An 8,988-nucleotide genomic window follows, 5' to 3' on the forward strand; every position below is an offset into this window, starting at 1 on the left:
TACTCGGCCTTCAAGTTCTTCCTCTACACGCTGACGGGCTCGGTGCTGATGCTGCTCGCCATCCTCGCGATCTTCTTCGAGACCGGGACCACCGACGTGCCGACGCTGATGCAGGCGCATCTGCCGTCGGGCATGCAGAACTGGCTGTGGCTCGCCTTCTTCGCCTCCTTCGCGGTCAAGGTGCCGATGTGGCCGGTCCACACCTGGCTGCCGGACGCCCACGTCGAGGCGCCGACGGCGGGCAGCGTCATTCTGGCCGGTATCCTCCTGAAGATGGGGACCTACGGATTCGTCCGGTTCGTGCTGCCGCTTCTGCCCGAGGCGAGCCAGATATTCGTGCCCTTCATGGTGCTGCTCTCGATCATCGGGATCATCTACGGCGCGCTGGTGGCGATGGCGCAGACCGACGTGAAGAAGCTGGTGGCGTACTCCTCGGTGAGCCATCTGGGCTTCGTGATGCTGGGCGTCTTCGCCCTGAACCAGCAGGGTGTTCTCGGCGGCCAGCTCCAGATGATCAACCACGGGATCAGCACCGGGGCGCTCTTCCTTCTGGTCGGAATGGTCTACGAGCGGCGGCACACGCGGGAGATTTCCGAGTTTGGCGGCCTCTCGAAGCAGGTTCCGGTCTATACGGTGCTGTTCGCCATCACCATGCTGAGCAGCATCGGATTGCCGGGGCTGAACGGCTTCGTCGGGGAATTTTTGATCCTTCTCGGCGCCTTCAAGGCGAGTTATGTATATGCAGCTTTCGCGGTCATCGGCATCGTGCTGGGGGCAGCCTACATGCTCTGGCTGTTCCAGCGGATGTTCTTCGGTGAGCTGAGCAACCCCGAGAACCAAAAGCTCACCGACTGCAACCGGCGCGAAGTGCTCTACATGCTGCCCATGATCGCGCTGATGTTCTGGATCGGCCTTTATCCGAAGCCGTTCCTGAGCCGGATGGAAGCGAGCGTGGACAAGGTGGTGAAGATGGTGAACGTGGCCGGTTCGCCGGACGCTCGCCGGGTGGCCGCCCTCCCGGGCCGCGGCGGGAAAAACTAGGGACGCCGGAGAGAGGCGACGAAGGAGCTTTCTGCGATGCCGATTGTGATCCCCGACATTTCATTGTCCCTGGCGGCGCCCGAGATCGGCATGGTCATCCTGATTTGTGCGGTTCTGGTGACCGATTTCTTCGTGTCGCTGGAAAACAAGGCGCTGCTCGGCGTGATCAGCTTTGCCGGCGTGGTGGTTCTCGCCCTGGTGACGTTTTCCCAGTGGGGGGAGGGGGCACGAACCACATTCAGCGGCTTCTATGTGGCGGACAATTTCAGTATATTCATCAAGGTGGTCATTCTCGTGACCACGGCGATCTCGATTCTCCTTTCGCTCCAGTACGTCAAGATCGAAAAAATAAATTTCGGCGAATTCTACGAGATGCTTCTGTTCTCGGTGTTCGGGATGCTGGTGCTGGTTTCGGCCAACGATCTGCTCTCGATTTTCCTGGGCATCGAAACGATGAGCATCAGCATCTACGTGCTGGTGGCGTTCATTCGGCACGACCCGCTCAGCCGCGAGGCCGGACTGAAGTATTTCCTGATGGGCGCGTTCGCCACGGGAATCCTTCTCTACGGCATGGCGGTGGTCTACGGCCTGACGGGCACCACCGGGATTCCCGGGATCGCGAAGGCATTTTCGAGCGGCCGCGTCGGCGTATCGGACCCGGTGACGATCTTCGCGCTGATCCTGCTGGTGGCGGGTCTGGGCTTCAAGCTTGCGCTGGTTCCCTTCCACATGTGGCTGCCGGACGCCTACACCGGCGCGCCCACTTCCATTACGGCGTTCATGTCGGTGGCGGTGAAGCTGGCGACCTTCAGCGCGCTGATGCGCCTTTTCTTCGTGGGCTTCGAGGCCTCGGCCGAGAAGTGGAACATCCTGCTCTGGCTGCTGGCGGCATTCACGATGGTCTGGGGCAACGTGGCCGCCATCGTCCAAACCAGCCTGAAGCGCATGCTGGCCTATTCGAGCATCGCCCATGCGGGATACGCCCTGGTCGGGGTGGTGGCGAGCCTGAGCGTTGTGGACGGTAAAATCGCGTTCAGCCAGCTGGGTATCAGCTCGGTGCTCTTTTACATGGTCGTCTACATGTTCACGAACCTGGGCGCTTTCGGGATGCTCATCCTCTTGTGCCGGGACGGATGGCGGGGCGACAACATCGAAGACTGGAAAGGAATCGGCCAGGATCATCCCTGGGCGGGTTTGGCGTTTGTCGTGTTTCTACTCTCGCTGGCGGGGATTCCGCCCACGGCGGGCTTTGTCGGAAAGCTGTATGTTTTCGCCGCCGCGGTGGATAACGGCTACTACATGCTGGCGGTCATCGGCGTGCTGGCGAGTGCCGTCTCGATGTACTACTACGGTCGGGTTATCATGACGATATTTATGGAGACCCGGGGGAGCGGGCAGCCGAAGGTGGAGTTCTCCAACGCCCCATCGCTTTTCTTCACCCTCGTCATTCTCGTGGTGGCCACGCTTCTGTTCGGCCTCTTCCCGGGAGGGATCCTCGAGGCGGCAAAAGATTCGGTCTCCGGCATCCTCTAGGCGCGGGCCCTTTTCCTCCATTTCAAAAGCGCCTGGCAATCCGCAAATTTCCGGCTTTTTCCCCAATGAACTGGACTTTTTGCCTCACCGCCCGGCGGACAAGAAGGGTTGTCTTTGAGACAGATGAGACAGTCGTTTGAGACGGTACCCCCCGATTTTCCTCGAAAATGCCAGAATGTCACAAATGGATAGAATTTTCCCGAAATCGCGTTAAAATACTGTCGATCTTCCGTCACCTCAAATCCCGGACATGGTGGGTCCCGCTATGATGAATACTTTTAAATCATTGTTTTCATTGGGCAAGTTATTTTTTTTATGTTTTTTCCACCGTCGATCTGATTTTGGAATGAAATGTGCTTTTAATCGGGGTGTTATAGGAACAGCCCATTGAGCCGATAGAAAGGGTAAGACCTTTTTAACAGCTGTGCGACAGAAAATTCTGGGCCGGGCAGTTTCCCGGTGAAAGGATAAGAAAACCCTCACAAGGAGACTCTTGTAGGAGTCTCTCCCCCCGGTGGCCGGTAAAGGGATCCCCCAATGCCGTTTCACTGAAATCCCGCCACTGAGATTTTGCCGGGTAAGTTGGGCAAAATCCCTTCCTTTAGGGCGTATCTCTTAAGAGATACGCCCTTTTCTTTTGAAAACGCTTCAGGGGATGAGTCGTTCAATCAGGGGGATGGCGTCCGCGAGCCGCCCGACGCGGTAGTCGCAGGGCTCTGAGGAATCCCCGGAAAGATGAACGGCCATCATCCCGGCCTCGCGGGCGGCCATCATGTCGTACCTCCCGTCGCCGATGACGATGCACCGGGCGGGAGGGACGCGGATCGCCTTCGCGCCCTCGAGGACAAGGCGCGGATTGGGCTTCCAGCAGCCGATATCGCGGGTGATGATCGCCTCGATTTCCAGTCCCATCCGGTCCAACATCACGGCCACGTGACGCATGGCGTTGTTGGTCACCACGGCGAACGGGGTGTTCCGGGAGCGGAGAAAGCCGAGCAGCTCGCGGGCGCCCTCGTTGACCTCGGCGCGCCGGGCGGCTTCCCGCTCATGGCGTTCCAGTATCTCGAAAACGCGGGCGGCTTCGGCCTCGGGCGCCTCGGCCATGTAGTCCAGGATCGAGATGTCGTCCGATAAGAATCGCATCTCATTTGTCATGGCGGGCCAGTCGAAAAAAGATTTGGTCAGCGTACCGTCGAAATCGAGAAGTACGCCCCCGTAGGATGCCGGCTTCATGCGAGTGCCCTCCCGATTTCATCCGAGTCAAAGCGCGGAAGGGGGGCCTCTGTGCCGTCGCGCTTCTTGAGGATCCGCCCCGAAGCCTTCGGCCGGAGCACCCCGATGTGAAAGGCGCCGGCCCCTGCGGATTCGAGGGCGTGGCGGACGGCCGTCGCGCCCTCCGGGGGGACGGCGAGGAGCAGGGCGCCCGAGGTGATGACCCCGAGCGGGTCCAGACCGAGCGCGCGGCAAATGGCGCCGCCCTCTTTGGAGATGGGGATTTTTTCTTCCTCGATGACAAACCCCAGATCGGCGGCGTCGGCCAGCTCGTGCACCCCGGTCGCCAGCCCCCCCTCGGTCGGATCGTGCATCGCGTGAACCTCTCCCGTCCGGGCGGCGGCCAGCGCCGGTGCCACCACGCTCAGGCCGGGATCGCGGAGATATCCCTTCGCCCGCTCGATCATCTCTGTGCCCAGGGCGGGGAGCAGTTCTTTTTCCCTGGCTTCGGCGAGTATGGCCGCCCCCTCGACGGGAACCGGCTGCGTGAGCAGGATGAAATCCCCCGGCCGGGCGCCCTCGCCCCGGATGATGTCTTCCCGGGCGGCCTCTCCGATCATCTGGCCGCAGAGGATGGGACGCGGCAGCCCCAACGAGATTTCAGTGTGCCCCCCGCAGATCGTAACGCCCAGCTCGTCGCAGGCCGATCGCACATCCGCCCATATCGCTTCCACCATCTGGCTGTCGGCGCGCCCCTCGGGGAGCAGCAGGGTCATGAGAAACCACAGCGGGGCGGCCCCCATGCAGGCGATGTCGTTGGCGTTGACGTGGACCGCGTACCAGCCGATGCGCTCTTCGACGAAGGTGATTGGGTCGCTTTTCACCACGATGCACCTCTCGCCGACATCGATGACGGCGGCATCTTCCCCGACGCGGGGGCCGACGAGGAGGCGGGGGTGGCCCTTCATCTTTTCGAGAAGCCCGCCGAGCGCGCCGGCGGGGAGCTTTCCGGGGGGGTAGGGTGTCATCGTGTCCAAAGGGAAAAGAGTCGGTCTCGGGGCGCATCCAGCTTGCAGCTACATTATTCGATGGGCACGGGAGGGCGCAAGCCGCGGGCCGGGATTTCCTTTGATTCCAGTAGTTTCCGCATACCTCATCCGGTCTTGACGCTGGCCGGAGCGGGCCTTAGAATCGCTTGCCTTTTGCAGAAGCCTGATTTTATCGGCCTTTTTCCGGATACCGCCGGGCGGCCCGGCCCGCCCCCGCGTTTTTTGCCACGGTAGCTCAGTCGGTAGAGCAGTGGACTGAAAATCCACGTGTCGGCGGTTCGATTCCGTCCCGTGGCACCAGTTGAATCGCCCACCCCTCGTCGTCCCCTGAAACGCTAGGGTTTCCGGGGCCATCGCCGGAATCGTCCGGGTCGAACGGATGGCCCTCGGTGATGACGAAGGGGCTGTATTTGATAAGCAATCCCTCGGTGTGAACCTGAATCTCCCCTGCTCGATGAGGTCTGCCATTGGTCCCTGACAACCCTGAGGGAGAAGCTCGTCAAGATCGGGGCCAAACGTGGTCCGTCACGGGCGCTACCTCACGTTCCAGCTGGCCGAGGTGGCCGTGCCGCGCGCGCTGTTCGAAAGAATCCTTGGCTTGATTGCAGACCGCAGGCCGTCGGCCCATCCCACATGACCGCAGGGGTGTCAGCGAGGGAGAGCCGGTCTACAGGAGAAGTATGTCCGGCGGGGGGCATAAATGCTTGAAAATGAGGCAATAATTGATTCTTGTCCCGGAATGAGGGGCTGTTTGGGACGGGCGTCGGTCGCTCAGAAAAGAATCGTGGCCTGGAATGGCCATTTGAAGCTAGAATACCTCTATTCAAGGAGCCATATGGGAATGTCGGTTGAATTGAACACACCCAATTGGCAGCAGTTATCGCAATTTTCTTTTGTTCATGGGGATACTTTTCGGGATGGAATATCTGGACATCTTGGAAATCCCCATTGTTTCCTGATTTCGGAAACCTGATAGAGGAGGAAGTTTCATAAGACCTGGTCCAACCTGAGGGGCACGCTACAGTGGGTCAATTGTAGGTCTTCGCTCGGAGGGAGGATGTACCATGATCAATGGCGGCAAGCTCACGGTTAACGGTTGGTTGTTCGTGCTCTTCCTTGTTCTCGTCTTCACCACACCCTTCAACCCAATAATCAACAATCGGTACTTCACCCTTTGGTGGTACCCCATCGTTGCGCTCTACGGGATATGGGTACTCTACCGGATCGTGTATGACAAGGAGGTGACGTGATGGACTGGTCTTCGCCTTATGTCATTCTGGGATCGATAGCTGTTTATTTGGCGGCAACCCTCTGGGTCGCTTATAAATGGAGCAGCGGAGGGGATTCGGAGGAAGACTATTATGTGGCCGGCCGCGGGGTCGGCTTCATTCCCAACTCGTTCAGCATCGTTGCCACCGTCATGTCGGGGGGAATCTACCTCGGCACCGTGGGCTGGTTCTACCTCAAGGGGGTGAGCTTCTTGGGCTACGGCTTCGCCTACGCGTTTATGGTGTTCCCCCTCTGGTTCATCGGCAAGCGCCTGTGGCCGGTGGGTCAAGTGTTTAACTACAGCACCTCCCAGGACTTCTACGGGGATTTCTACCAGAGCGAATTCCTCCGGCTGCTGGGCGCCGTAGGAACCATCATTTTCCTGGTGCCCTATTTCGCCTCCAACGCTGTCGCCCTGGGTACCGTTCTCGAGCGGTTCGCCGGAATCCCCTATATCTGGGGGGTCGTCATCCTGCTCGTCGTCGGCGTCGGCTACACACTCTATGGAGGAATGCGCGCCGTCATTTACACCGACGTCTTACAGGGCGTCATCTCCCTGGCGTTTGGCGTCATCGCCGTGGTCGCCCTGCTCTACCTCGCGGGTGGCTACGGGAAAGTCGTTGAGGCGCTGCCGCCAAAGATGACCCACTTCTCTTACGACGGCGTCACCCTTGGGCTGTTCTTCGGCTGGTTCATCTTCATGGCCTCCCATCCCCTCACCCTGGGAGACCGCATGACCCGGATGTACACCATCAAAAGCCTGGACGATTTCCGCAAGAACGTCATGCTTGTCGCGTTCTTGCTCCTGGTGATGTCGCTCATCTTCGCCATCCTGGGGCTGACCAGCTACGTATTTGCCGGCCCCGGCCTGAACATGGACCAGGCCATCCTTGTCACGATCCAGAAGCAAGTGCCCTGGCTCATGCCGTTGCTGGTGGTGACCGTCTGGGCATGCGGCATGTCCACTCTCGACTCAGGGCTCATCGGGGCGAACGCGATTCTGTCCAAGGACATCGTCCGGGGCTACATCAAAAAGGACATCTCGCAGCGGCAGTCCGTTCTGCTCGGAAAGTGGGCCATGTTGGTTTTCGGCCTCTTGGCCTTCCTGATCGCCCTTTTCCGGCCACCCTACATTTGGGCCCTGGTCAAACTGGTGGTCATGTTCCACATGCAGTTCTTGCCTCTCCTGATCGGAGGCCTGTACTGGAAGCGGGCCTCCAAGATCGGTGCCGAGGTGGGCTGGATCGTAGGGGTGGCGCTGGGCGTCTACTACACCTTCTTCGCGGGAGGACCGCCGCCCATCATCAACGTTGGCGGCGCCCCGGCACCCGGGGTTTTCGCGCTGATCGTCAACGCGGTCCTCTTCGTGGTCATCTCCTTCATCGCCTCACCGGTACCCGCAGAGCACAGGGCCAAGTTCGAGAAGGCCTGGAACGGGGAAACGACCGCGAACAGGTAAGGTAAAGCAGCCCGGAGAGGTGAGGCGAGATAGAATGAGAGAGGAAACGTACACCCGCATGTAGATCGTTTCCTGTGCATGGCGGATCACGGATTCGCCATGCACAGGGTATTCTCCTATCTCGACAAGCCCATCGACAATGAAACGCTTCTGGCCTATGCGCGGCGGGCGATTAATTTCCGCGATCTCTTCCGCGAAAACCAGAGGCTTGCCATTAATCTCCGCCGCTACGACGATGAGCTCAGCCTTCGGAACCGCGAGCTTTGGGCCATCAGCCGTGTCGCGGCGATTACGAACGACAAGGATGATTTCATCTCCCAGGTGGACGAGGCGCTCACGGTCGTTTGCGAATCCCTGAGAGCGGACGCGGCGCTGATCTACCACGCCCCGATTTCCAACGGCGAAATGGTGATGCGGAGCCAGATTGGCCTCAGCGAAGAGGATCAAAAACGCCTGATGGCGCTCGACTCGACGAAGGGGCTCCTCGGTACGGTGGGCGCGGAAAGAAGGCTGTATTTCACGGCCGATCAGCAACAGATGCCCATCGGTTATCTGCTCGAATCGGGGGCCCCCGTACTCATCCAGGGCTTCTCGGGCTTTCTCGGGGCGCCGCTCTTTTCCACCGGCAAGCTAATCGGCGCGCTTCTGGCGGGCTACCGGAATCCGGAGGCCGAGGTAGGAGACAACGAGAAGATCCTGATGGCTTCCCTGGCGAGGCAGCTGAGCATCACCATGGAAAATGCCTTGCTATCAGAGGTTGCCTCCGTGGACGCTCTCACCAACCTGTACAGCCGCGGATTTTTCGAGACGCGGCTTGAGGAAGAAATCGGCCGGGCAAAAAGACACGGCCATGAGATGGTGCTCTGCATGATGGATGTCGATCATTTCAAGTCGATCAACGACACCTATGGGCACACCGTTGGCGATCATGTACTGCGGGGGGTTTCCCACTCCCTCCGCGCTTCAATCCGCAACTCGGATATCGCCGCCCGCTACGGCGGCGAGGAGATGGCTGTCGTTCTGCCGGAAACGGGCAAGGGGGGAGGACAGGTCGTCGCCGAAAAGATCCGCCGCACGATTGAAGAGATGAAGATTCCGGTTTCCGGCAGCGATGAGGAGGACGGCGCCCTGGGCGTGACCCTCAGCATCGGGATGGCCTGTTTCCCCGTCCACGGCAAGTCGCCGGAGGACATGATCAAGATCGCCGATGAGGCGCTCTATCGGGCGAAAGATAAAGGCCGGAACCAGGTCGTGGCGGTTTAGATCGAGAGAAACTTTCCCGGATTTTCCTCTCCGGAGTCCAGCAGCGCGCCGTACCCTTCCCGGTAGGTCGGATAGAGAAACCTATATCCAGAGCCAAGCGCCCGCGCGTTTCGGCACCGTTTGTTGCTGAAGAGCCGTGGGCCGGAATTTGCTTCGGAGTCG

The 8,988-nt window shown here is 59.8% G+C and carries 7 protein-coding genes, 1 tRNA gene and 1 pseudogene; 7 read left to right on the plus strand and 2 right to left on the minus strand.

The window, feature by feature from the left end; translation table 11 throughout:
• A partial coding sequence (locus tag O2807_07605) for an NADH-quinone oxidoreductase subunit M (protein ID MDA1000367.1) occupies positions 1–1,041 on the plus strand: 1,041 nt, incomplete at its 5' end.
• Positions 1,042–1,077: 36 nt separating this feature from the next.
• Positions 1,078–2,574, plus strand: a complete 1,497-nt coding sequence (locus tag O2807_07610; protein ID MDA1000368.1) for an NADH-quinone oxidoreductase subunit N — start codon at positions 1,078–1,080, stop codon at positions 2,572–2,574.
• Positions 2,575–3,222: 648 nt separating this feature from the next.
• Here the strand turns inward: O2807_07610 and O2807_07615 are convergent.
• Complete coding sequence (locus O2807_07615; GenBank protein MDA1000369.1) at positions 3,223–3,807, minus strand: HAD-IA family hydrolase; 585 nt, start codon at positions 3,805–3,807, stop codon at positions 3,223–3,225.
• Positions 3,804–4,814 carry an AIR synthase family protein gene (locus O2807_07620; protein ID MDA1000370.1) on the minus strand — a complete coding sequence of 337 codons (1,011 nt, stop codon included), beginning with the start codon at positions 4,812–4,814 and terminating at the stop codon, positions 3,804–3,806. Before O2807_07620 ends, O2807_07615 begins: the two co-directional genes overlap by 4 nt.
• A 245-nt stretch (positions 4,815–5,059) precedes the next feature.
• Here O2807_07620 and O2807_07625 point away from each other — a divergent pair.
• The 5 genes and pseudogenes from O2807_07625 to O2807_07645 all read left to right on the plus strand — a co-directional run bounded on the left by O2807_07625 (position 5,060) and on the right by O2807_07645 (position 8,826).
• Positions 5,060–5,135: transfer RNA gene (locus O2807_07625), tRNA-Phe, on the plus strand.
• Positions 5,136–5,303: 168 nt separating this feature from the next.
• Positions 5,304–5,472 (plus strand): annotated as a pseudogene (locus tag O2807_07630) (IS1380 family transposase).
• 427 nt (positions 5,473–5,899) lie between these two features.
• Positions 5,900–6,085, plus strand: coding sequence for a hypothetical protein (locus O2807_07635; protein MDA1000371.1), 186 nt, complete (start codon positions 5,900–5,902; stop codon positions 6,083–6,085).
• Entirely contained in the window at positions 6,085–7,563 is a 1,479-nt protein-coding gene (locus tag O2807_07640) for a sodium:solute symporter family protein (GenBank protein MDA1000372.1), read from the plus strand. The genes O2807_07635 and O2807_07640 overlap by 1 nt, the downstream gene beginning before the upstream one ends.
• 78 nt (positions 7,564–7,641) lie before the next feature.
• Positions 7,642–8,826 carry a diguanylate cyclase gene (locus tag O2807_07645; protein ID MDA1000373.1) on the plus strand — a complete coding sequence of 395 codons (1,185 nt, stop codon included), beginning with the start codon at positions 7,642–7,644 and terminating at the stop codon, positions 8,824–8,826.
• Positions 8,827–8,988 lie beyond the last annotated feature (162 nt).

The sequence above is a fragment of the bacterium genome, from assembly GCA_027622355.1.
In the GTDB taxonomy this organism is placed as follows: domain Bacteria; phylum UBA8248; class UBA8248; order UBA8248; family UBA8248; genus JAQBZT01.

Bases quoted from the DNA above. Each gene is read 5' to 3' on its own strand.
- O2807_07615 (MDA1000369.1), bottom strand. From the start codon at position 3,807: ATGAAGCCGGCATCCTACGGGGGCGTACTTCTCGATTTCGACGGTACG.
- O2807_07610 (MDA1000368.1), top strand. From the start codon at position 1,078: ATGCCGATTGTGATCCCCGACATTTCATTGTCCCTGGCGGCGCCCGAG.
- O2807_07635 (MDA1000371.1), top strand. From the start codon at position 5,900: ATGATCAATGGCGGCAAGCTCACGGTTAACGGTTGGTTGTTCGTGCTC.
- O2807_07645 (MDA1000373.1), top strand. From the start codon at position 7,642: ATGGCGGATCACGGATTCGCCATGCACAGGGTATTCTCCTATCTCGAC.
- O2807_07620 (MDA1000370.1), bottom strand. From the start codon at position 4,814: ATGACACCCTACCCCCCCGGAAAGCTCCCCGCCGGCGCGCTCGGCGGG.
- O2807_07640 (MDA1000372.1), top strand. From the start codon at position 6,085: ATGGACTGGTCTTCGCCTTATGTCATTCTGGGATCGATAGCTGTTTAT.